This is a genomic window from Hafnia sp., from assembly GCF_036648275.1.
In the GTDB taxonomy this organism is placed as follows: domain Bacteria; phylum Pseudomonadota; class Gammaproteobacteria; order Enterobacterales; family Enterobacteriaceae; genus Hafnia; species Hafnia alvei.
The window spans coordinates 49,640-70,060 of sequence record NZ_JAVXIQ010000007.1; the positions used below are offsets into that span (position 1 = coordinate 49,640).

18 protein-coding genes are annotated in these 20,421 nt (G+C 46.4%); 11 read left to right on the forward strand and 7 right to left on the reverse strand.

The genetic code is table 11. The annotated features are described in order from the left end of the window. Positions 1-10 precede the first annotated feature (10 nt). Positions 11-1,429, reverse strand: a complete 1,419-nt coding sequence (fliD, locus tag RSC70_RS08720) for a flagellar filament capping protein FliD (RefSeq protein ID WP_282807214.1) — start codon at positions 1,427-1,429, stop codon at positions 11-13. A 291-nt stretch (positions 1,430-1,720) separates the two neighbouring features. On the opposite strand from fliD, the gene RSC70_RS08725 reads away from it, so the two are divergent. The 4 genes from RSC70_RS08725 to tcyN all read left to right on the forward strand — a co-directional run bounded on the left by RSC70_RS08725 (position 1,721) and on the right by tcyN (position 5,474). Beyond that, positions 1,721-3,004, forward strand: a complete 1,284-nt coding sequence (locus RSC70_RS08725; protein ID WP_332542239.1) for a FliC/FljB family flagellin — start codon at positions 1,721-1,723, stop codon at positions 3,002-3,004. Positions 3,005-3,205: 201 nt separating this feature from the next. Further along, positions 3,206-3,928: an RNA polymerase sigma factor FliA gene (locus RSC70_RS08730; protein ID WP_332542240.1), complete on the forward strand. Its 723-nt coding sequence runs from the start codon at positions 3,206-3,208 to the stop codon at positions 3,926-3,928. A 44-nt stretch (positions 3,929-3,972) separates the two neighbouring features. Beyond that, a complete protein-coding gene (gene fliZ, locus RSC70_RS08735) occupies positions 3,973-4,488 on the forward strand; it encodes a flagella biosynthesis regulatory protein FliZ (RefSeq protein WP_025796587.1) in 516 nt (171 codons plus the stop codon). Between the two features lie 203 nt (positions 4,489-4,691). Beyond that, positions 4,692-5,474: an L-cystine ABC transporter ATP-binding protein TcyN gene (gene tcyN / locus RSC70_RS08740; RefSeq protein WP_332542241.1), complete on the forward strand. Its 783-nt coding sequence runs from the start codon at positions 4,692-4,694 to the stop codon at positions 5,472-5,474. Positions 5,475-5,498: 24 nt separating this feature from the next. Here tcyN and RSC70_RS08745 read toward each other — a convergent pair whose 3' ends face one another. Both RSC70_RS08745 and putA read right to left on the reverse strand, forming a co-directional pair. Further along, a complete protein-coding gene (locus RSC70_RS08745; RefSeq protein ID WP_332542242.1) occupies positions 5,499-5,648 on the reverse strand; it encodes a hypothetical protein in 150 nt (49 codons plus the stop codon). 407 nt (positions 5,649-6,055) lie between these two features. Next, positions 6,056-10,030, reverse strand: coding sequence for a trifunctional transcriptional regulator/proline dehydrogenase/L-glutamate gamma-semialdehyde dehydrogenase (gene putA / locus RSC70_RS08750; protein ID WP_332542243.1), 3,975 nt, complete (start codon positions 10,028-10,030; stop codon positions 6,056-6,058). 498 nt (positions 10,031-10,528) lie between these two features. On the opposite strand from putA, the gene putP reads away from it, so the two are divergent. Continuing rightward, the gene (gene putP, locus RSC70_RS08755) at positions 10,529-12,010 is read left to right on the forward strand and encodes a sodium/proline symporter PutP (RefSeq protein WP_130971426.1); all 1,482 of its coding nucleotides are present in this window, start codon (positions 10,529-10,531) and stop codon (positions 12,008-12,010) included. A 77-nt stretch (positions 12,011-12,087) separates the two neighbouring features. On the opposite strand, the gene csgC is transcribed toward putP, so the two are convergent. From csgC to RSC70_RS08770, 3 genes are all read right to left on the reverse strand, one after another. Then, positions 12,088-12,417, reverse strand: a complete 330-nt coding sequence (csgC, locus tag RSC70_RS08760; RefSeq protein ID WP_040046495.1) for a curli assembly chaperone CsgC — start codon at positions 12,415-12,417, stop codon at positions 12,088-12,090. Between the two features lie 62 nt (positions 12,418-12,479). Then, positions 12,480-13,076, reverse strand: a complete 597-nt coding sequence (locus RSC70_RS08765) for a curlin (RefSeq protein ID WP_304187339.1) — start codon at positions 13,074-13,076, stop codon at positions 12,480-12,482. Positions 13,077-13,128: 52 nt separating this feature from the next. Next, the gene (locus RSC70_RS08770; RefSeq protein WP_304187342.1) at positions 13,129-13,638 is read right to left on the reverse strand and encodes a curlin; all 510 of its coding nucleotides are present in this window, start codon (positions 13,636-13,638) and stop codon (positions 13,129-13,131) included. 849 nt (positions 13,639-14,487) lie between these two features. On the opposite strand from RSC70_RS08770, the gene csgD reads away from it, so the two are divergent. The 5 genes from csgD (at position 14,488) to aqpZ (ending at position 18,477) form a co-directional block, all read left to right on the forward strand. Next, entirely contained in the window at positions 14,488-15,135 is a 648-nt protein-coding gene (gene csgD, locus RSC70_RS08775) for a biofilm master transcriptional regulator CsgD (protein ID WP_025797222.1), read from the forward strand. Between the two features lie 3 nt (positions 15,136-15,138). After that, positions 15,139-15,528, forward strand: coding sequence for a curli production assembly/transport protein CsgE (csgE, locus tag RSC70_RS08780; RefSeq protein WP_040046499.1), 390 nt, complete (start codon positions 15,139-15,141; stop codon positions 15,526-15,528). A 9-nt stretch (positions 15,529-15,537) separates the two neighbouring features. Further along, complete coding sequence (gene csgF, locus RSC70_RS08785) at positions 15,538-15,948, forward strand: curli production assembly/transport protein CsgF (RefSeq protein ID WP_149227998.1); 411 nt, start codon at positions 15,538-15,540, stop codon at positions 15,946-15,948. Between the two features lie 16 nt (positions 15,949-15,964). After that, the gene (gene csgG / locus RSC70_RS08790) at positions 15,965-16,798 is read left to right on the forward strand and encodes a curli production assembly/transport protein CsgG (RefSeq protein ID WP_025797216.1); all 834 of its coding nucleotides are present in this window, start codon (positions 15,965-15,967) and stop codon (positions 16,796-16,798) included. A 983-nt stretch (positions 16,799-17,781) separates the two neighbouring features. Further along, positions 17,782-18,477 carry an aquaporin Z gene (aqpZ, locus tag RSC70_RS08795; RefSeq protein ID WP_025797214.1) on the forward strand — a complete coding sequence of 232 codons (696 nt, stop codon included), beginning with the start codon at positions 17,782-17,784 and terminating at the stop codon, positions 18,475-18,477. A gap of 89 nt (positions 18,478-18,566) precedes the next feature. On the opposite strand, the gene RSC70_RS08800 is transcribed toward aqpZ, so the two are convergent. After that, the gene (locus RSC70_RS08800) at positions 18,567-18,770 is read right to left on the reverse strand and encodes a putative selenium delivery protein YdfZ (RefSeq protein WP_043493710.1); all 204 of its coding nucleotides are present in this window, start codon (positions 18,768-18,770) and stop codon (positions 18,567-18,569) included. Positions 18,771-19,151: 381 nt separating this feature from the next. Between RSC70_RS08800 and RSC70_RS08805 the strand changes: the two genes are divergently transcribed. Then, positions 19,152-20,258 (forward strand): glycerol dehydrogenase, encoded by a 1,107-nt coding sequence (locus RSC70_RS08805; RefSeq protein ID WP_332542244.1) that lies wholly within the window; start codon positions 19,152-19,154, stop codon positions 20,256-20,258. Positions 20,259-20,421 lie beyond the last annotated feature (163 nt).

The window sequence follows — 20,421 nt, forward strand, 5'->3', positions numbered from 1 at the left end:
GTTACCTGTGCTATGAGTTCATGGCGGTGAACTGTTGTGTTAAATATGAGCTGGTGCTGTTGAGTTTCGACATCATGGTATCCAGCTGTACAAATTGGGCTTTGTAGCGGTCGATGGTTTCCTGAATGCTGTCGCTAACGCTGTCGATACGAACGCTCAGGCGATCTAAGTTGGTATTAATACTTTTTGTCGTTGATTCGATCACGCCGCCGGCCTTGATATAACTTTGAATTTCATTGTGAATATTGGTTGCCATACCGCTATCTGTTCCGTTGCCAGCAAAGAAGTTGGCCACTTGGTCTGGATGATCGGTAAAGGCTTTAGTGAGTTTGTCGCTGTCTACGGTTAATTTGCCGGTTTTACCATCGGTGGTAATCCCTAAATTACCGAGACCTTTGAGTTCAGGGTTATCCTGAGCTGAACTCAGAGCACCTTTAATCGCTGCCTGCACGCCACGTAAAGTGTTGTCACCCAATAACGCACCGTTGGTTTTTGACTGCGCTTCACCGGTTTTTACCGGCGTGTATTTAGTTAGTGAAGTAAAGGTATCCAGCAGGGAGTTATAGCTATCTACCCAGCTTTTAATTTTGTCCATCGCACCTGAGTTATCGGCGCTCAAAATCAGGTTTTGTGGCTCACCGACTTTGGTCTTGGCTTTTAACTCAATGGTGGTGCCCTGTGGGGCATCGGTAATGGTATTGCTGCTACGCTCAATTTTGGTGCCGTTCATGGTGATAACGGCGTTTTTAGCCTCTACCGTTTGCTTTATGGCCGTTGGTGAGGTTGATGGTGCGCTAGGATCAAAATCAAGCAGATCGCCCAGTTTGCTATCGCCATTCACTTTTACCGTCATCTGATTGGCTGAGCCAGTCGATGAAGAGGTTAACGCCAACTGATAGCTGTTATCGCCGACGCGAACGATACTGGCAGTAACTCCCGCTTTTGCACCATTAATAGCATCACGCATTTCTAGCAGTGAAGTCTGTCCATCACCTAAAGGAATGGTGGTGGTTTTCGGCGGTGTACCTTGGGTTAGTTCAATGGAACGACCACTAGCGCCTGATGTGCCTAACTGTGCCGCTTGATCAGTTACAGTCTGTTGCGTAGTTAAGCTTTGCGCTTGTGCTAATTGCAAAACTTCGACGCTGTAGTTACCGGCAACCGCTTTAGCATTCGTCGTCACAGTAAACTGATCGTGAGTCGATGCTTTGGTGGTATTAAAGAAATCGGCTTTGGCCAAATCTTTACTTAGGTTATCGAATTTTTCCAACGAGCTTTTTAACGTGCCATACGCCGTCAGCTGTGCTTTATAGCTGGTTTGCTGCGTGGTATAGGGCGTTAAGCGTTGCTGTTCTGCCGTGGACAGTTTGTCGAGCAGCCCGTTTAAGTCGAGACCTGAGCCGATCCCTAAAGAAGAAATAGAAGCCATCAGTATTTTCCTTATATATTTTCATGCGCTATACGCGTTATCGGCTCAGTAGGAAAAAAGTTTACAAAATAATATGAAAAAGTGATGGGACGATAGAAGACGAAAAGTGGGCCTTATTTAAGCGATTGTCGAAGCAGCGGAATTACGCAAAAAAATAATTTAAAAATTTCCTAAAGGTTAATGGGGGAGCGCCGATACCTGAGTGGACGGTGGCTGACGCCGTAGGGCAATCAGGCCCGACCCATTAACTAAGATGCGATTATCGCAGATGATTCGTAAGGAAAGCTCACTATGGCACAAGTAATTAACACCAACAGCCTGTCTTTGATGGCTCAGAACAACCTGAACAAATCTCAGTCTTCACTGGGTACCGCTATTGAGCGTCTGTCTTCTGGTCTGCGTATCAACAGCGCGAAAGACGATGCTGCGGGTCAGGCGATTTCTAACCGCTTCACAGCGAACATCAAAGGCCTGACTCAGGCTTCTCGTAACGCCAACGACGGTATCTCTCTGGCGCAGACCACCGAAGGTGCTCTGAACGAAGTGAACGACAACCTGCAAAATATTCGTCGTTTAGCTGTACAGGCACAAAACGGTTCTAACTCTGGTAGTGACCTGAAATCCATCCAGGACGAAATTACCCAGCGTTTATCTGAAATTGACCGTATCTCGTCGCAAACAGATTTCAACGGCGTGAAAGTGCTGAGTAAAGACCAGTCGTTGACTATTCAGGTTGGGGCTAACGATGGTGAAACTATCAGTATTGATTTAAAAAATGTGAATAAAGATACATTGAAGTTAGGTGACTTTGATGTCAGCGATACTTTGAATAAAGTTGGAGCTAAAGTTACTAGCATCCCTGGTGCGGCAACAACCATAACACCGACAATGGGCACTCAGTCAGGTACTACTCCTACAGGTACAAACACTCTTGTTCAGTATGATGCAGGTGGCGGTAACACCAAATATGCTGTTAAAAATGATAATGCTGGTACCAATACTTACTATGATGTGACATTAGATGCCTCAGGTAAAGCTAATATCGATTATGACTCTGCGACAAAAATAACGGGTAAAGCCGATAGTGACTTCAGTACTGCAGCTGTAATTAACAAGCCTGCAGGAGATGCGGTTACTGTTAAAGGACTAGCTTCTGGCGAAGAACTGCACAAATTTAACGATGGCAGTGGTACTGATAAATATATCGTTAAGACCACAGATACCGCAGGAAAAACAATTTATAAAGATGCAACTGTTGCTGCTGACGGTAAAGTTACTGCTACAACTGAAAACACAAATGTTATTAATCCATTGAAACAGCTTGATGATGCTCTGTCTCAGGTTGATGGCCTGCGTTCATCTCTGGGTGCGGTACAGAACCGTTTCGATTCTGTTATCAACAACCTGAACAGCACCGTTAACAACCTGACTGCTTCCCAGTCTCGTATTCAGGATGCTGACTACGCGACCGAAGTGTCTAACATGAGCCGTGCAAACATTCTGCAGCAGGCAGGTACTTCTGTGTTGGCTCAGGCTAACCAGTCTACTCAGAACGTTCTGACTCTGCTGCGTTAATAATTCGCCAGCATTGAATAAATCAAACCCCGCGGTATGCGGGGTTTTTCACATCAACGACGTGATGAATAACTGAGCAATTTCGTCTTCTCGGAAAGGCAACGTGAGAAAAGGGGGCATTTTTGCTGACTAATCGCGCCATTGGCTTGCGCGTGAGGGTTAGATAATAGCCGGGCATCCATCAACCCGGGTTCTGTCAACGTGAGTGAATTGTATACCGCCGACGGCGTGATCGACAAAAATTCCCTGTGGCAGCGCTACGCTCCGCTAGTGCGCCATGAAGCGCTGCGTTTGCAGGTTCGCCTGCCCGCAAGCGTTGAACTGGACGACCTGCTTCAAGCCGGAGGTATTGGGCTGTTGCACGCGGTCGAACGCTACGATGCCATGCAGGGGACGGCCTTTACCACCTATGCGGTTCAGCGCATTCGCGGTGCGATGCTCGATGAGCTTCGCAGTCGTGATTGGGTTCCGCGCAGCGTGCGTCGAAATGCCCGTGAAGTTTCAGCGGCTATGCAGCGTGCCGAGCAGCGTCTGCATCGCGCACCAACAGAAACCGAAATAGCGCAAGAATTGGATATGCCTTTGGTGGAGTACCAGCAGATTTTGTTGGATACCAACACCAGCCATCTTTTTTCTTATGATGAGTGGCGAGAAGAGCATGGCGACAGTGCCGAACCTGTTTTCCAACAGCATGAGGATGCCAATCCTCTTAAACAGCTGTTAGAAGGGGATCTGCGCCAGCACGTGATTACTGCGATTGAAGCCTTGCCGGAACGTGAAAAACTGGTTCTTACGCTTTACTACCAAGAAGAGCTGAACCTAAAGGAAATCGGTGCGGTGCTTGAGGTCGGAGAGTCTCGCGTCAGTCAGCTACACAGCCAAGCGATCAAACGCTTGCGCACTAAGCTGGCTAGCCAAAGCTAATACGCCAACGCCAACAGTTATTCAATGAAATGGAAAATGTTGTCATGACGGCATCCCTACAAAAAAGACGACCTTTGAGTCGCTATTTGAAAGATTTTAAACATAGTCAGTGCGATTGCTCTCATTGTGGTAAATCGCTCGATCGTATGTCTTTGGTATTTCGCGGGAAAATTCTCGATCGTGAAGTGCTTGCAGGTATGGATCAACTGATTGATGACCGAGTTTGGCAAGAACTCGAGCAGGAACTCACCGCATTGTGCCGTTTCTGCAGCGATGTCTATTGCCATTGCCACGCAGACTATTTTGATATTCTCGATTTTAAACAATATTTGTTTGAGCAAACGGAAATGAGCCACAGCTCAATTCGCGAGTATATTGTGCGTTTGCGTCGCTTGGACGATATGCTTCGTGCCAGTGATTTCCCCGCAGAGAAGTTCTGCGGCAGTGAAAAGCAATGGGATATGATTGAACATATTGCCGATGCGAATCAAAATAACTATCGCATTGCGCTACGTAAGTACGATCAGTATCTAAACTGGCAAAAAGAAGCGGTCTGCTAGCCTCGTTGTCAGAATAAAAAAGCCATCGTTATGCGGTGGCTTTTTTGTTTTTTATTCCATATCAATCTAACCTTATTCCGGCAAAATTTTTTATTCATCGCGATGAGTTGCTACAGTTGCGGTTATATCGGGTGAATGCGGCAAATCTGGTCTTATCCCTCCCCGAAAGTATTAATTTTAGGCCTATCCGTTTAGGAGCTACAGTGAGCACTATTGAAGTAAAAAATCTGACAAAATCCTTTAACGGAAACACCGTGCTGCACGGTGTTGATCTGACGGTTGAAAAGGGTGAGGTGGTTACGATTATTGGGCCAAGCGGCTCAGGCAAAACGACCCTGTTACGTAGCATTAATTTATTAGAAGAGCCTGACGGCGGCACGATTCAAGTGGGCGACGTTACCATCCATGGCGATCAGCCGTTGGGGCGTCAGAAAGCCGCAATTCGCAAACTGCGCCAAGAAGTAGGATTTGTATTCCAAAACTTCAACCTGTTCCCGCACCGCACGGTATTGGAAAATATCATTGAAGGGCCGGTGGTGGTGAAGGGAGAAAAGCGCGACCTAGTGGTTACGCGAGCGCGTGAATTGCTGGCGAAAGTCGGTTTGAAGGGCAAAGAAGATGCGTTTCCTAAACGCTTATCGGGCGGGCAGCAGCAGCGTGTTGCGATAGCCCGTGCGTTAGCCATGCAGCCGGAAGTTATCCTGTTTGATGAGCCAACATCGGCGCTAGATCCTGAGCTGGTGGGCGAAGTGTTAAGCACTATCCGCGCGCTGGCAGAAGAAAACCGCACTATGGTGATCGTGACCCACGAAATGAGTTTTGCCCGTGATGTGGCCAACCGAGCTATTTTTATGGACGAAGGCCGGATCGTAGAGCAAGGCGCGGCGAAAGAGCTGTTTGCCAATCCTCAACACCCAAGAACCAAACTATTTTTGGAGAAGTTTTTAGGGAAGAAGTTAGCGGATGAGCCGTTGAGTTATATTTGAGTGATGGTTTCGTTCGTCAGACGCTTATGTCACAACGGTTAAAGATTCCGCCTGCCTGTCCATATCGAGTTTCAATGCCGCATCGGTGAAGGCATACGGGCAGAGACCACCAGCGCGTGGTCTCTGCACTCTCGCGCTTTTATCCGAGAGGCCATCTCCGCGCCGAGTCGGCATGCGCCATCCATGGCGCCTCCTCCTCTAACGCTAACATCCTGTTAGCGTTGCTCTTTCTGCCAAGACTTGGACTAAAAAACAGATAAAATTTTTGTCTTTTGTCTTTGACCTTATCCGGCACGTTGTTCTTCAGCCGAATAGAGGAATGCAGGCTAGGATTTGCCGACTGGACGTCGGCAAAAGAGCGACGGAGGCATGGATGCCGATTGTCGCTCGCTCCGTTAAAGCCGGAATGACGAGATGAGGGGACCTGCGAAGCAGGCTGAAGAACGGTGCCAAGCCGAGATGCAAGAGGGCGGCGATTGAGCCCTCTTGCACGGACGCCGGCACAATGCCTATGTGAGAAATAGTGCATTAGGCGGACGTAACTTAACACCGGATAAAACCTTACACCGAACTCACCATCATTATCCTATAGTCATTAAACTCGCATTTCCTCCCGCGGCGGCGGTATTCACGCTCAGCGAACGTTCTAACAACAAACGCTCAAGCAGAATGCCTGTTTCACCGTGTGAGAAGCCTTGTACCGATACAATCGCGCCTGGGCGTTCAGCGATTTGTTCACACAGGCTACGTAGCTGATCGGAGTCACCGTGATAGATCACTGCATCAAACTCAACACCGTCGGCATCCCATGATTTAGCCACGTTGATCTGCTGCTGTATGGGTGCTGGCAAGCGGCGATAGAGGGTGCGTTGAACCTCGCTGTCTATCCACTGAACTCGGCTGCCTACCGCAAGTACGGCGGCTAACTGAATTAAGGCGTCCTGTTCATTGCTGAATAGGCACAGTACGCGTTCGCGTGGCAGCAGTGCATAGGTGTTGCGTTCGCCGGTCGGGCCTTGTAGCAGACGAACCGTGCCACCTTGTGACCAATCACCGAACTCTTGGCAATGCTGGGCAAGCTCGGTCATTTTCTCTTGCTGTGCCCACGTTAAGAGTGCTTGATGAGCGGTCAATAGCGGTTGGCGTTGCGTGGTGTCGATGTTTTGCTCACCGTCGTGGCGTGCCAGAGTACGGCATACGGCGTCGTTAGGGCGGCTAGACAGCAGGCGGTAAACATACAGCGGCCCACCGGCTTTTGGCCCTGTGCCCGAGAGACCTTCTCCGCCGAAAGGTTGCACACCGACTACCGCGCCGACCATATTACGGTTGACGTACTGGTTACCGACTTTAGCCTGCTCGGTGACTTTAATGATGGTTTCATCGATACGAGTATGAATGCCCAACGTTAAGCCATAACCTGCTGCATTGATTTGCTCGATCAGTGCGTCAAGATTCTGACGGTTATAGCGAACCACGTGGAGTACCGGCCCAAACACTTCCTGCTCGAGCTCATCAAAGCTTTCAAGCTCAATCAGCGTAGGTTTAACGAAGGTGCCACGTTGCCACTCTTGGCTATCTTGTGAATGGTCAAAGGCAGCCTGATAAACATCGTGTCCTTTGGCACGCATGGCCTGAATATGGCGGTCAATATTCTCTTTAGCTTCAGCATCAATCACTGGGCCGATATCGGTTGAGAGACGTTCAGGATTGCCCATTCGGCATTCCGCCATCGCGCCACGCAGCATTTGCAGAGTGTGGTCAGCGATATCTTCTTGGACGCACAGAATACGCAGCGCAGAGCAACGCTGACCGGCGCTATCGAAGGCCGAGGCGACTACGTCGGTAACGACTTGCTCAGTAAGCGCCGATGAGTCGACGATCATCGCATTCAAACCACCGGTTTCGGCAATCAGCGGCGTTGTGCGTCCCTGAGGATCCAAGCGGCCTGAAATATTACGCTGTAATAGGCCCGCAACCGCGGTAGAACCGGTAAACATCACGCCACGTACGCGGCTATCACCAACCAGCTTGGCACCTACGGTTTCACCTTCGCCCGGTAGTAGTTGCAGAACGCCAGCTGGCACACCGGCTTCTAACAGGATACGAACGGCCTGAGCGGCAACCAGCGGTGTTTGTTCGGCAGGTTTGGCCAATACGCTGTTACCCGCAGCTAATGCCGCGGCTACTTGTCCGGTGAAGATCGCCAGAGGGAAGTTCCAAGGGCTGATACAAACTACGGGGCCCAGTGGGCGGTGCGTGTCGTTGGCAAAATCATTGCGTACCTGCTGAGCGTAATAGCGTAGGAAATCAACAGCCTCACGCACTTCGGCAATGGCGTTGTTGAAGGTCTTTCCGGCCTCACGAGCCAATAGGCCTAACAGGCTTTGTAGCTGGTCTTCCATTAAGTCTGCGGCGCGCTCTAAAACAGCGGCACGCTGTGCTGGAGGCGTTGAAAACCAGATTGGACCTGCGCTGACGGCGCTAGTCAGCGCGGCTTCTACATCAGCTTCGCTGGACGGCGTCACATACCCCACGATGTCACGCGGTTCTGCTGGGTTAATCACGGCCTGAGGCTGTTCTTGGCTCGAGACATTACCTTCAATGATGGGGGTACAGACCCAAGGCGTGCTGGCGCTGCTGAGCAGTGCGCTGGAAAGTGACGCTAAGCGCTGTTCGTTGGAGAGGTCTAAACCGCGTGAATTGCGACGATCTTCACCGTAAAGCCCACGTGGTGATGGAATACGTGGATGTGGCAGACCCACCGCGCCTTCTTTGGCCGCCATGGCTTCAATGGCAGAGACGGGATCGGCAACCAGTTCGTCTAACGGCAGCGTGGTATCGGCAATGCGGTTAACAAATGAGGTATTCGCTCCGTTTTCTAATAGGCGACGAACCAAATAGGCTAACAGTGTTTCATGCGTGCCGACCGGTGCATAAATGCGGCAAGGGCGGTTGAATTTGCCGTCGGCAATTTTTCCTACGACCTGATCGTACAGCGGTTCACCCATGCCATGCAGACATTGGAATTCATACTGACCCGGATAGTAGTTTTGTCCTGCCAGATGATAAATGGCCGACAACGTATGGGCGTTATGCGTAGCAAACTGGGGATATATGGCGTTAGGTACGCCTAGCAGTTTACGGGCGCAGGCCAAATAAGAGACGTCGGTATATACCTTGCGGCTATAAACCGGATAGCCCTCAAGCCCATCAACCTGTGCGCGCTTAATTTCGCTATCCCAGTATGCGCCTTTCACCAGACGGATCATCAAACGGCGATGGCTACGCTGCGCTAAATCGATAACATAATCAATCACCGCAGGGCAGCGCTTTTGGTAGGCCTGAATTACGAAGCCAATGCCGTTCCAACCGGCGAGGTCGGGCTCAAAGCATAAGCGCTCAAGCAAATCGAGTGAAATTTCAAGGCGGTCAGCTTCTTCAGCATCGATATTAATACCAATGTCGTAGCTGCGAGCCAGCAAGGTCAGAGAGAGAAGGCGAGGGTAAAGCTCGTCCATCATGCGTTCGTATTGCGCACGGCTGTAGCGTGGATGTAAGGCGGAAAGCTTGATCGAAATCCCGGGGCCTTCATAGATGCCGCGCCCGTTCGATGCTTTGCCGATGGCGTGGATCGCTTGCTGATATGAAATCATATAGCGTTGGGCATCGGCTTCGGTCAGCGCGGCTTCACCCAGCATGTCGTAAGAGTAACGGAAGCCTTTATCTTCGTGCTTACGCGCGTTAGCCAGCGCTTCAGCAATGGTCTCACCCGTCACAAATTGTTCACCCATCAAACGCATCGCCATATCCACGCCTTTGCGGATCAGCGGCTCACCGCTCTTGCCAATAATGCGGTTGAGCGAGTTCGATAGATTAGATTCGTTGTGAGTTGCCACTAAGCGTCCGGTTAGCAGCAATCCCCACGTCGCGGCATTAACAAACAGCGATGGGCTGCGGCCAAGATGAGAATGCCAGTTACCGTTGCTGATTTTGTCGCGAATAAGCGCGTCGCGCGTGGCTTTATCGGGAATACGTAGCAAAGCCTCGGCTAAACACATCAGCGCCACACCTTCCTGTGACGAGAGCGAAAATTCCTGCAATAGGTTTTGTACTATTCCGGCGCGACCGTTAGCGCTTTTCTGGTTACGCAGTTTTTCCGCGATTTTATACGCCATCTGGTGTGTCGACTGAGCGAGTTCCGGTGCCATGCGAGCCTGTTCTAGCAGCATGGAGACGGCTTCATTTTCAGGTCGACGATAGGCCGCCGTGATCGCTGAACGTGAAACCGACTGCGGCAGAATTTGTTCGGCAAAATCGAGGAACGGCTGAAGAGGTTGTTCCTGAGGCGTGCTGGTTTCTTCGGTGTCGTTAGAAATAGCATCTGAAGCAGGGAGGGGGAGCTCAGGCAGGGCGCTACCGCTCTCTACTCGCTCAAGATAATTGAAAATGGCTTGTTTGATGACCCAATGCGGCGTGCGATCGATTTGCTGTGCGGCGGCTTTAATACGATCTCGAGTCGCTTCATCAAGTTTTACACCCATAGTGGTGGTGCCCATGCCGTCCTACTCCGTTTTATTTTTTTAAGGTAGAGCCTGAGCATATCCCGTTCATTATGAATGTTGCAACTTTGTGCAATCTTGTTAAATGACTTAAGTGTCCAATGTGTGAAATAGCGCAGGTTTTGCTCTAACGGATAGAATGCGAACAATGAGGGCGTGTCAGTGTGATAGTTGCACTATGAGATAAATAATTCATTATAATTTAAAGGGATATTTTTCTGCTCAATCTGCGTTGGCGCATGCAAATGGATTTGAGTTGCAACCGGTCGCCGCATAAAATGTGATGGGTGGTAAACTTTGTGTAACTTTTAAGTTAAAAAACTTGTTAATGAAACTCGCCTGTTCATAAGATGCCGCGTTTAGATTTTCCTTGTTGGTTTTATTTGAGATGGGGTTCGGCCATGTCATCGTTCCGATGTGGCCGATTTTTAAAACGAAACAATTTGCATAAAAAAGCCTGAATCTTGGGCATAAATAAAATACGGAGACACCTGCATGATAAGTACACCGATGTTGGTGACCTTTTTGGTCTACATCTTGGGAATGATCGTCATTGGCTTAGTGGCTTATCGCGCCACGAATAATTTTGATGACTATATTTTGGGCGGACGTAGTTTAGGTAGCGTCGTCACTGCGCTGTCGGCTGGGGCTTCAGATATGAGCGGCTGGCTGTTAATGGGACTGCCTGGCGCTATTTATCTTTCAGGGATCTCTGAAAGCTGGATCGCGATTGGCTTAACCGTGGGGGCGTATCTGAACTGGAAGCTGGTGGCGGGGCGCTTGCGTGTTCACACCGAGGCCAATAATAACGCACTGACGCTGCCGGATTATTTCACGAGTCGTTTTGAAGACACCAGCAAACTGCTGCGAGTGATCTCGGCGATAGTCATTTTGGTGTTCTTCACCATCTATTGTGCTTCTGGCATTGTGGCAGGTGCTCGCCTGTTTGAAAGCACCTTCGGAATGAGTTACGAGACAGCGTTGTGGGCCGGTGCGGCGGCAACGATTATCTATACCTTCATTGGGGGTTTCTTGGCTGTAAGTTGGACGGATACCGTTCAGGCCAGCCTGATGATTTTTGCGCTTATCTTAACGCCGGTTATCGTTATTTTAGCCGTGGGCGGCATTGATACATCGATGCTGGTGATTGAAGCTAAAAACCCAGCAAACTTAGATATGTTCAAAGGGTTAAATCTGATCGCCATTATCTCATTGATGGGATGGGGTCTAGGCTACTTTGGTCAGCCACATATCTTGGCGCGCTTCATGGCGGCTGATTCACACCATACTATTCGCAATGCACGCCGAATCAGTATGACATGGATGATTCTGTGCCTAGGCGGCGCGGTTGCGGTTGGCTTCTTCGGTATTGCCTATTTTGAAAATAACCCAAGCCAAGCAGGAACTGTTTCCGAAAACGGCGAGCGTGTCTTTATCGAGCTAGCGAAGATCTTGTTTAACCCGTGGATTGCAGGAATATTGCTGTCGGCAATTCTCGCTGCGGTAATGAGTACGCTAAGCTGTCAGCTGCTAGTGTGTTCTAGCGCGATAACCGAAGACTTATATAAGGCTTTCTTCCGCAAAAAAGCCTCTCAGCGCGAGCTGGTATGGGTGGGACGCTTAATGGTGTTGTTGGTGGCGTTGATCGCGATTGCGCTGGCTGCAAATCCTGAAAACCGCGTATTAGGCTTGGTGAGCTATGCGTGGGCGGGCTTTGGCGCTGCTTTTGGCCCGGTCGTTCTGATTTCGGTGATGTGGTCAAGAATGACGCGCAACGGTGCGCTGGTGGGAATGATTATCGGTGCGGCGACGGTCATTATATGGAAACAGTATGGCTGGTTTAATTTGTACGAAATTATTCCTGGCTTTATTTTTGCCAGCGTCGCAATTGTGGTTGTGAGCCTGATGGGTAAAACACCTTCTCAAACGATTCAAACGCGCTTTGCCGATGCGGAAGCAGAATTTAAGACCGTTTAATTATTGAGAACTGTGGGTAGCGAAAGGGAATGCTTGAAAAGGCATTTCCTTTTTTATTTGGAGCAAAGCATATTGTCTTAAACTTTATCCGGCAGAATAACTTGTTTTTCAATCCGCATTTTATCCCCGTCGCTTAATACGATAGTGATCTGTAGCCAGTCTCCTTGTTGAACGGGGAAACTCATCTGACCCAAAGCTTGCTTTTGATTTGCCATGAGCTGAATAGCCCCTTTTTGGCGAGAAGTGCTTTCACCATGGATGCCACGGCGAATCACATCAACGTCAATATTACACAGGCACGACGTCGTGACAGAAGCCATGGGCGTAAGAACATAATATTGACCGTCTTGTGTCGTATCAAACCAAAGCTGGTTAGAAAGCAGAGAAGCGATAAGCAGCGTATGCATTTCAGGCTCCGAATAAAAAAATAAAACAGGGCTTAGCCCTGTTTTATAGGATGGCGACGTAACTAGTTCTGGCTTACAAAGGAAACGTTGCCAAGACCAATCTGGTTAACGTTAGAGTAGGAGAAGTTAGCATTCTGGCTGCTGTTGGCGTAGTTAGATGCACCATTTTGGCGAACGACAATCACGGCTGCATCACCATTTTGCGTAGTGACGGCGTTGTTTAAACCAAGGCCAGACTGCGATACGGCTGTTTTGGAGAAGTCACCGTTTTGACTGGTTGTTGCTGAATTACCGAAGAGACCGCTTTGTGAAATTTCGGTGACTGACCAATCACCATTTTGACTCGAAGTCGCAGAGTGGCCATTGCCGCTCTGGTTAATATCAACCAAGCTGATATTCCCGTTTTGATTGACCGTGGCGCTATTATTACTACCGCCTAGGAACCCACCTGATTGTGATACTGAGGTTTTGGATAAAATAGCGGAGTCTTGGTTGACGTTAGAATAGTTATTACTACCTTGCTGGTAAACTTGAACTTCTCCGCCTAATGCACCTGTTTGAGGTGTTAATTGAAATACGTAAGCCGGGTTGGTTAATGCCATTGCATTACTCATGGCGAAGACAAAGCTTGATGCGGCGATGATTTTCCACTTATTCATGATGTTACCCCGTTGGTTATAGAATCAGATGTGTGTATCAGATAAACGATAACTAATGTTGTGTAACTCTAATGGCCATGCCTGATGCATTTTGTACTACACCGGCGGACCGGTTCGTACCCGTTTGGTTAATTTGCGTTATATTATTTTTTCCGATAGAAAAAATATAAGCAGAGTTACCAAAGCTGTCTTGAATGATGGAGTCATTATTCCCACTGCCTAGCTGAGCAATAACGGCGGTGTTATTACTGCTAAGCTGTGTTATATCCGCAGAATTCCCCGTGCCACGCTGGGCAATTAACGCATTGTTATTGCTGCTTGACTGATTGATTCTGCCTTGGTTTCCGTTTCCTTGCTGAACAATAACCGCGTGGTTATTGATCCCTTGTTGATTTGAATATGCTCTATTACCACTTCCTATTTGATTAATTGCCGTGCTTTGGCTGTAGTTACTGTTAATATCACTAAAGCCTGTGATTATTTCAGAATGTGCCAAATCACTATTCGCTATAGCCAAATAAGGCGTAAGTAGCAGAGCGGTTGCTACAACTAACTTTTTCATGTTGCCGTCCTAACGTAATTCGGTCAGTAAGAAAACAAGCCTGTAAAGCGCTCACCTGATTTCCTGATGTGTTTTTCAAGAATATTCCGATTTACGATTTGAGTATGTGCGGAAGAAAAATTAAATATCTCACCTATAAGTTGTATTTTGAAAAGAAGGCGTCATGAAAAAGTATTATTTTTGTCGTTTACTTCTTGTTAGCAAAAGAAAATAAAATTTTTACTTTTTCTGCCTATAGATTTACGTAAAGAAACAAGCGTTGCTTGTATTGGATGGTCGATCCCACACATATAGTCCATGAGATATCGCAAGGGTTGTCAACACAGCAAGCAGCCATATCAAATTCATGCGGAAGCATGATGACCAGCTTGATGAATAATGACACTGTAAAGATACAATCTTGATACCACTTACCTAAGAAAAACAAATGAATATATACCAAGCCAGCTAACTAAAAGGGAGTATGCATGTTATATGTCTTTCTTAATTATCTATTTAATAAGGGTTTTTATTTTTTATTGTAGCTTATCGACTAATGATAATTTTATTGTTAGTGCGAAAATGTGAAAGGATTATTAAGCATTTCTGGTATTTAAATTAACTATAAGAATTATTTATAAATATCATGAAACATTTTGAAACACAAATAGCACTTGCGCTGGATGCGCCAATGTCTAGATTGAATCATGTAATATGCCCGAAGAAAACGATGGTATATACAATTTAACTCTGTGCATTTTTCATTATTTTGTGCACTGCCTTTTACACAGCAGCGGAAATGTAGCGCGTCATCAATCTGTTTTTATAAAGCAGAGAGCGCTGCGCGTCGCATCTAGGTAGGTTGTTATTATGCTTAATGAAGCAGCAAATCAAAACTACTCATTAGTTTTAATTACTAGGCCGTCTTTACAGGCGACCGCGCTACTGCACCAGATTAAGTCCATATTAGATGTAAATGCCAAAATACATAACATCAACAAATATTTAAATGATTCAACTGAAAATACATTATTCCTGTTTGATTTGATGGAAGCTGACAGACGAACGACTGTTCTGTGGCAATCAGAGCTTAGTCGCTGCCGAGAGAAAAATAGATTGCTTCTGTTAAATACACCAGACGACTATCAATACCAAGATATCGGCTCATGGCCAAATATTAGTGCTGTATTTTATTTATCTATGGATGAGCGATCTTTGGTTGAGGGGATCAAAAGCGTCATAAATGGAGAATGTTATTTTAGTCAGAGCGTTGCGAGCTATCTTATTAGTCAATCTTCGCATTATCGTTATCACAGCCAAGAATCAACAGGGTTAACTAATAGAGAGAAAGAAATTCTCAACAAATTGCGCGTAGGTGCCTCAAATACGGAAATAGCGCGGCTATTGTTTATCAGTGAAAATACGGTCAAAACACATCTCTACAATCTGTTTAAAAAAATCTCGGTGAAAAACCGAACACAGGCCGTTTCATGGGCTAACGATAATCTCAGGCGTTGAACGATGAAAAAAATACTTATTTTTATTCTCTTTGCCTCTTTGAGCTGCGGGGCAAAGCAGGTAACTGCGGCTGAAATTGAAGTTCCAGGTTTAATTACTGACCACACGGTAACGTCCGTTGGCCATGCATTTTATCGAGATTTTAGTGACAACTGGGAAAAAGAATATCCCGGAACACTCACTATCAGTGAAAGACCCAGTGCGCGCTGGGGAAGTTGGATCACGATTAAAATTGAACAGGATACAGTCTATCAAACCTTTCTATTCCCAAATAAACGTAGCTTTGACAAAGACGTCGCCGTGGCTATTGAGAGCGTTAGTGAATCTTTATCGCGCCGAACTATTGATAAAGCGCTGCTCAATACAGGTGACTTAACCGCTGATGAGTTTTAAGGAGTACCCATGCGAATTTTCTATATAGCTCTGATCGCTTTGCTTATATCTCCGGTTTCCTGGGGAGGCAATATGGTTTTTCAGTTTGTTAACCCTAACTTTGGTGGAAACCCAAACAATGGCTCGTTCCTATTAAACGAAGCTAATGCGCAAAATTCATATAAAGATCCCAATGGCTATGACTTTGATACTTCGACGCCTTCACCGTTAGATAATTTTACTTCCGTGATTCAATCTCAATTGCTAGGAAATCTGATGGGAAATATCAGCCAAGGGAAACCGGGACGGTTAGTGACCAAGGATTTTATTGTCGATGTGAAAAATACCGATGGGCGATTAACGATGAATATTCTTGATCGCACAACGGGAAAATCCTCAACCATCGAAGTTGATGGACTCTCCAGCATTAAAACCAATTAGAACGGGATGATGAGCCATGCGCAGCTATTTATTGATCATTTCGGTACTTTTTTTAAGCGGATGTTTGACGGCACCACCTAAACAAGCCGCGAAACCTACGCTAATGCCACGAGCACAAAGCTATCAAGATTTAACGCATTTGCCGGAGCCAGCAGGTAAGCTATTTGTTTCGGTTTACAATATTCAAGATGAGACGGGGCAGTTTAAACCTTATCCAGCCAGTAACTTTTCTACCGCGGTACCACAAAGTGCAACCGCTATGCTAGTTTCCGCATTAAAGGATTCTGGGTGGTTTATTCCTTTAGAACGCCAAGGATTACAGAACCTGCTAAATGAGCGAAAAATTATTCGTGCAGCACAAGAAAATGGCACCGCTGCCGTAAATAACCAGCATCAGCTTTCTTCCTTAGTTGCGGCGAATGTGCTGGTTGAAGGATCGATTATTGGCTATGAAAGCAATGTGAAATCTGGGGGAGCAGGGGCAAGATTCTTTGGTATTGGCGCTAGCACGCAATATCAGCTTGATCAGATTGCGGTTAACCTGCGCGTAGTTGATGTGAATACAGGACAGGTTTTATCATCGGTAAATACCAGCAAAACTATTTTGTCTTATGAAGTGCAGGCCGGCGTGTTTCGATATATAGATTACCAGCGTCTGCTTGAAGGCGAAATTGGTTACACAACTAATGAACCCGTTATGCTTTGTGTGATGTCAGCGATAGAAACAGGTGTTATCTACTTAGTGAATGATGGTATCAATCGTAATCTTTGGACGCTGAAAAACCCGCAGGATGCTAAATCATCCGTGCTTGAACGCTATAAGAGTACGATTGTTCCTATCGCGTCATAGCATACTTTTTGGAGCCAGCTGAACGGCTGGCTTTTTTATTTTATAGATATGTCAGTATGTTAGGGGAGATACCGCTTCACACTGCTCAGATTAAACGGCAGGATTTTATTACCTAATCCTTAGATTACAATATGTTGAGGCGGCAGAGGCTTGAAACTTTCGTCAAGCGATCCTATCCTTGGAGGCTACGAACAAGTGGTAACAGAGAAACGTGTTCGGCGCCTCCATGTAGCGCGTGTCTTTTCGTGCCGAGTGCGTTTCATCTGTTAGCATTATGTGCTGTTTGATAGTTCTGACATAAGTCTGTAGAGTCTTAGTTTAAGTTTCTTCTGATATTGTTGGCCTAGCCCACATTAACAGCGATACATACGTCTATCTAACTGCCGATGAAAACAAAACTACTGCTTATCCTATTCTGCCTCGTTGGATTCCTTATCTTCTGCTACATGATGGTTTTTGCCGTGGATAAAACGTGCGAAAGAATGCAGATTTTTACTGAAGTCTGCCAAAAAGCAGATATTTCTAAGCCGCATATCAATCCATAAAAAATAATGTGAAATTTTTCTGCTAAAAAAGGCAATTAGTCAAAGATCGTATAGAATTTAACTAAGCGGTTTATGAGAGTTGTTGCATAAATGGTGCTTATGTAATGGACATTAGACTAATAGACTGATTTTCAAGATTATCCCAGAATAATCTCAACAAGTTTTTCTTGAGAAAAAATGAAACTTGTGGAGAATACATAAAAAAATTGGATACCTATTTAAATAAAGCTTATTTCTCAACACGGGATGTGTGGGGGTTAGGCTTATTTTGACATGGACGTAATAATCGTTTGTACGCGGAGAGAGTTAAGCAAGCGATCTTTTGTTTTTATTTTATATAGAACATGCCTGATTAGAGTGCCTATAAAAGATACGGTATTGGCAGTGGGATAAACATATCTCTGCCAATGAACCCTTATTTTGATTGCTGAGGTAGTAATGTTTAAAAAATTATCGGCAGAGTTTTTTGGTACGTTCTGGCTAGTATTTGGTGGCTGTGGTAGCGCCGTATTAGCAGCAGGTTTTCCTGAATTAGGTATTGGTTTTGCTGGTGTTGCATTGGCATTTGGCCTGACCGTTCTGACTATGGCATATGCCGTGGGCCACATTTCTGGTGGGCATTTTAACCCAGCAGTAACTTTAGGTCTGTGGGCCGGCGGTCGTTTTAGTGCGAAAGAAGTTGTGCCATATATTGTCGCTCAGGTTATTGGTGGTATCGTTGGTGCCGCAATTCTGTATGTCATTGCAAGTGGTAAGGCGGGCTTTGATGCAACGGCGAGCGGCTTTGCATCTAATGGTTTTGGCGAGCATTCACCTGGCGGGTTCTCCCTGCAGGCCGCTATCGTGGCTGAAATTGTTCTGACAGCTTTCTTCTTAATCGTTATTCATGGTGTGACTGATAAACGTGCTCCAGCTGGCTTTGCGCCTTTAGCGATTGGTTTAGCGTTAACCTTGATTCACTTGATCAGTATTCCTGTTACAAATACCTCGGTAAACCCAGCACGTAGTACTGCCGTTGCTATCTTCCAAGGTACTTGGGCGCTGCAACAGCTGTGGGTATTCTGGGTAATGCCAATTATTGGTGGGATTATTGGTGGCCTGATTTATCGTCACCTGCTTGAGAAAAAAGATTAATCTGAGTTATTTCTCAAAAGAAAAGCCTGAGCATTAATGTTCAGGCTTTTTTGCATATATAAAAGAGTGAAGGCTGGTCTCAATGTTTATTAATGTCCAAGTAAGATGAGATCTTGAGGGGCATAAGCGTTGGAGTCACCATGACAAAGCACACATTTTGCCGCGCGAACTTTTTCTCTTGCCAATTTTTCATCGTTAATTGCTGTGATCACCATGACTCTACGTGTGCCATTTTCAATAACATGAGCACCAACACGTAAAGGATTTCTGTTTCTATCATAGGCAATATTCATACAGATACTCCATCAAAAGTAAGCCATGTTTGAGATGGTAACTCTTGGAGTTATGCAAATAAAGTTGTTGCTTAGCTCTATTTGTAATATGAATAAATTCTTTAATTTTTGTTTAGAATAAAACCAGAAATAGAAAAATCTCATAAACAAACAGCAGTATTTTATGAGGCTATTTAACTATTTCAGCGTTTGTTTTTTCGTCGAAACCTCCCTTTTTATCTGAAAATATACTCTTGATAAAATGATAACCCTAAATGGTTAGCTTATTTCTCCTGAAGGTAGTTTAGGGGCCTTGGAAAGCGTATCCTTTAAAAAAGGTAAATATTTTCCTAACAAAAATCACCTTCAGCAAATCACGCTGCCATTTTTAGGAGTGTCACCATGAATAAAACACCTCGCACGGTTACTTCACCGAAAAAATTTGTCATTGGACGTGGTCTTCTTCAGCAGATGCATGATTACGTGAAAGATTTTGGCGATAATGCGTTTATTATCAGCGATGAATTTATTTTGCAACGCGTGAATGACGAAGCTATCGCTGGGCTTAAACAAGCCGGATTGAAGGGTGCAAGTGAGAAATTCAATTATGAGTGTACCGAAGTTGAGATCAGACGCTTAGGTGCTTTAGCCGAGGCTCAGCAGGCCAATGTTATCGTCGGTATTGGCGGTGGTAAAACGTTAGACTCTGCAAAAGCCGTTGCTTATTACCATAAACTTCCCGTCATTTTGTTCCCAACGATTGCCTCTACCGATGCGCCGTGCACTGCACTGGCCGTTATTTATACCGAGCAAGGTGAGTTTGAGCGCTATCTATTCCTGCCACAAAATCCAGATGCCGTTATTGCGGATACATCCATTATTGCCGCTGCTCCGGTGCGTTTCTTTGCCGCAGGCGTGGGCGATGCGTTAGCCACTTACTTTGAGGCTCGTGCCTGCTATGCAGCTGACGGTGTCAATTTAGTTTTGAAAAAGCCTTCCCGTACCGGTCTAGGCTTAGCACAGCTCTGCTATCAATTGCTGAGTGAAAACGTCGACGCAGCCATGGATGCGGTGAAAAATAAAGTCTCCACGCCCGCTTTGGAACAAACCATTGAAGCGACGATTTATCTCAGCGGCGTCGGCGCAGAAGCCGGTGGCTTAGCCGCGGCTCACGCGGTAAACAATGGTATGTCAGCGGTACCTGATTTACATCGCGCGCAGCACGGTGAAAAAGTGGTGTTTGGCCTGCTCACTCAGTTGGTGCTGGAAAATGCACCGCGTGCAGAAATCGACGAAGTCGTACGTATCATCAAAGTTGCTGGTTTGCCACTGACGCTGCAGGACATGGGCCTGAAAACATTCGTTGAGGCCGAATGGCGCAAGGTAGCAGAAATTGCCTGCGCTGACGGTGATACCATGGGCAATGTGCCGATGGAATTGACGGCGGATGACGTTTATGAAGCGATGGTTGCCGCGAACGCGCTGGCTGTGCGCTACAAAAACGCATAACCAAGATTATTTGTGTGAAGCGGCCTCAGGGCCGCTTTTTTGTGCGCATTACATAAGTAATGTGCCACATTGAGATGCCGATCGGGTTGTAGTGATTGTAATCATTGTGTTAACTACGGGATAATAAATATAGATACAAATAGTCTGTACCCGCAGTTCTCAC

Excerpts from the sequence above, each read along its gene's own strand:
- RSC70_RS08745 (WP_332542242.1), bottom strand. The coding sequence starts at position 5,648 with ATGCCGACTCGGCGCGGAGATGGCCTCTCGGATAAAAGCGCGAGAGTG.
- csgF (WP_149227998.1), top strand. The coding sequence starts at position 15,538 with ATGCGAATTTTCTATATAGCTCTGATCGCTTTGCTTATATCTCCGGTT.
- RSC70_RS08800 (WP_043493710.1), bottom strand. The coding sequence starts at position 18,770 with ATGAATATTGCCTATGATAGAAACAGAAATCCTTTACGTGTTGGTGCT.
- RSC70_RS08765 (WP_304187339.1), bottom strand. The coding sequence starts at position 13,076 with ATGAATAAGTGGAAAATCATCGCCGCATCAAGCTTTGTCTTCGCCATG.
- RSC70_RS08725 (WP_332542239.1), top strand. The coding sequence starts at position 1,721 with ATGGCACAAGTAATTAACACCAACAGCCTGTCTTTGATGGCTCAGAAC.
- fliD (WP_282807214.1), bottom strand. The coding sequence starts at position 1,429 with ATGGCTTCTATTTCTTCTTTAGGGATCGGCTCAGGTCTCGACTTAAAC.
- putA (WP_332542243.1), bottom strand. The coding sequence starts at position 10,030 with ATGGGCACCACCACTATGGGTGTAAAACTTGATGAAGCGACTCGAGAT.
- putP (WP_130971426.1), top strand. The coding sequence starts at position 10,529 with ATGATAAGTACACCGATGTTGGTGACCTTTTTGGTCTACATCTTGGGA.
- RSC70_RS08770 (WP_304187342.1), bottom strand. The coding sequence starts at position 13,638 with ATGAAAAAGTTAGTTGTAGCAACCGCTCTGCTACTTACGCCTTATTTG.
- RSC70_RS08805 (WP_332542244.1), top strand. The coding sequence starts at position 19,152 with ATGAATAAAACACCTCGCACGGTTACTTCACCGAAAAAATTTGTCATT.
- csgD (WP_025797222.1), top strand. The coding sequence starts at position 14,488 with ATGCTTAATGAAGCAGCAAATCAAAACTACTCATTAGTTTTAATTACT.
- fliZ (WP_025796587.1), top strand. The coding sequence starts at position 3,973 with ATGACGGCATCCCTACAAAAAAGACGACCTTTGAGTCGCTATTTGAAA.
- csgE (WP_040046499.1), top strand. The coding sequence starts at position 15,139 with ATGAAAAAAATACTTATTTTTATTCTCTTTGCCTCTTTGAGCTGCGGG.
- aqpZ (WP_025797214.1), top strand. The coding sequence starts at position 17,782 with ATGTTTAAAAAATTATCGGCAGAGTTTTTTGGTACGTTCTGGCTAGTA.
- csgG (WP_025797216.1), top strand. The coding sequence starts at position 15,965 with ATGCGCAGCTATTTATTGATCATTTCGGTACTTTTTTTAAGCGGATGT.
- csgC (WP_040046495.1), bottom strand. The coding sequence starts at position 12,417 with ATGCATACGCTGCTTATCGCTTCTCTGCTTTCTAACCAGCTTTGGTTT.